1 protein-coding gene is annotated in these 2,161 nt (G+C 49.4%); it reads left to right on the forward strand.

All coding sequences use genetic code 11. The features are described from left to right. Positions 1–482 precede the first annotated feature (482 nt). Complete coding sequence (locus AC0QHF_RS00445) at positions 483–1,877, forward strand: coiled-coil domain-containing protein (protein ID WP_324702221.1); 1,395 nt, start codon at positions 483–485, stop codon at positions 1,875–1,877. Positions 1,878–2,161: the final 284 nt, after the last annotated feature.

The following is a 2,161-nucleotide window of genomic DNA, read 5'->3' on the forward strand; positions in this document are numbered from 1 at the left end:
TGCGATACGGTTCGATCCGCCATTATCCCCCCTGATCTCCCCCCTTACAAAGGGGGGGTAGGGGGGGATGGGGACTTGAAATGCCCGCCGTACCTCATTGACTTGAAAAACGCTATAATTTTTGGCGATCGCGGCATCAAAACGGTCAATATTTGTCGGTCTGATGAATGAGAATAATTATTTTCAAACACTCGGATAAAACGGCTATTTTGAAAACTCAAAATCCGCCGATTTGACAAGGAGCGATGCCGGGAGTCGGAATCAGTCTGGGGTGGGGTTGAGTCGCGATCGCGTATATTTGGACGTGCGAGAAAGCTGGGCTAAGATAGAAACGGAGAATATAGCAGTTTTCGAGCCAACCCAATACGGACGATCCCCCTAAATCCCCCTTCACAAGGGGGACTTTCAATCCCCAACCGTATCTCGCCGGCGATAGATAATGCTATATCTCCATTATCCCAGCTTAAAACAGGAGCGGTCTGATGAGCGGTGAAAAGCGGCGCTACACGCGGATTGAGGATCGGGAATTGCGACGGCTGCGGGAACAGGATTCCAGGTTGCGATCGCTGCAACAGGACCTCCCGGAACGGTTAAACGCAGTGCGACAGCAAGCCCAGCAGGAGTTTCAGCAACGCCTCGCCCCCCTGGAAGGGCGAACCCAACGCCAGGAACAAGAAATTGCACAGATGCGAACGGGAATTCAAAATTTGGAACGGGAAACGAACCGACGCTTTCAAGATCAACGCCGGGAATATTTGGGTTTATTTGAACGACAAGATCGCAAATTTACGGCCCTGATTGATGGGGAACGAAAAGCTCGGGAAGCGGGACAAACAATCCTCCAAAAACAAATTGATGAAGTCGTGCAAAATTTGGCTTCTGAACGGCAGCAGAAAGAAGAATTAGCCCGGGATTTATTGGCGGATATCGAGACGGTTTGGCAACAGGTCGATCGCGACTATCAACACCAACGGTTTGCCCCGGGAAAATGGGCGGATTTGCGTCGAGATCTGGATATGGTGGCGGGCAATATTGAGGCGGGAATTTCCGAGGCGGCGATCGCCACAAGCCAGCAAACCTATCTCAAATTGGCAGATCTGCGGTTGGAACTGGAACAAAAGGAACAGGAGTGGCTGTTATATTATCAGGCGGCACTGACCGATTTACGCAGTTTAATTACCGAAGTTCAGAGTCACCGGGAATGTCAGGTGGAAGTCGGAGAGGGGAGTGACGCGGAATCGTTCAAATGTGAGGTCAATTACTGGACAAATGGGCGGCTGGGTGAGTACGAAAACCGACTGACTCAGTTGGAAACAGAACTGGTGGAAGGGGAAGCCACCCTCACCACCGAACAGGTTAAAAATATCGGCGAACAAATCGAACACCTGCGGCCGATTTTAGGGGAAATTATCGAACAGGCGAAACTCTCGATTTTGGGTTCCCAAATGCGGGCGGAAATTGGCGATCGCGTCGTCGAAGCTTTGGAAAATATGGGTTACACCCTGGTTGATGATACCTATGAAGGGGAAGACGAACGCAACGCCTTTGTTGTCAAGGTGAAAAATGTCGCCGGGGATGAGGTGGTGACGGTGGTGAGTCCCGAGTCGGAATTTGGGGCGAATTCGGTTTCAATTAATGCTTTCAGTCCCACTTTAATCGATGAAACAGCCACCCGCCAAAATGCCGAGGCGATTTTCAATCTATTGAATGAAGCAGGCGTTCAAGGCGTGGGGGAGATGGAATGTAAGGAAGAGGCGAAGGTAGAATATCGGGATCTGGAGGAAGTAAGGCACCGCTTGGGAATCAATTCCCAAGCTAATAGCTCAAATCATCTGAAGATGATTGGGGAAGTTGAAAGAGGGGAAAATCGGATCTGATGTTAATAGGAAAGTGGAGGCTTTCCCAAAAGGATAGCAACTGCCAAGGTGGTTCAGACAGTCTATGTTTAACCGAGTCCACTTGAGTGGACTTTTGCGATTCGCCTTGAAATTCATTTCAAGGCGGGTCAGCTCAATTGACCGATCCGTCCTAACCGTTCTATCGGTTGCTATATAGCAATCGGAAACCATTTGTAAAATTGTCTAGCCCCCAAACCCCCAATACTGGGGGCTTTGAGTCGATCAATTTTTCACCAATCATTTCACATTGCTATATATAGCAA

It is taken from the genome of Lyngbya sp. CCY1209, from assembly GCF_055795065.1.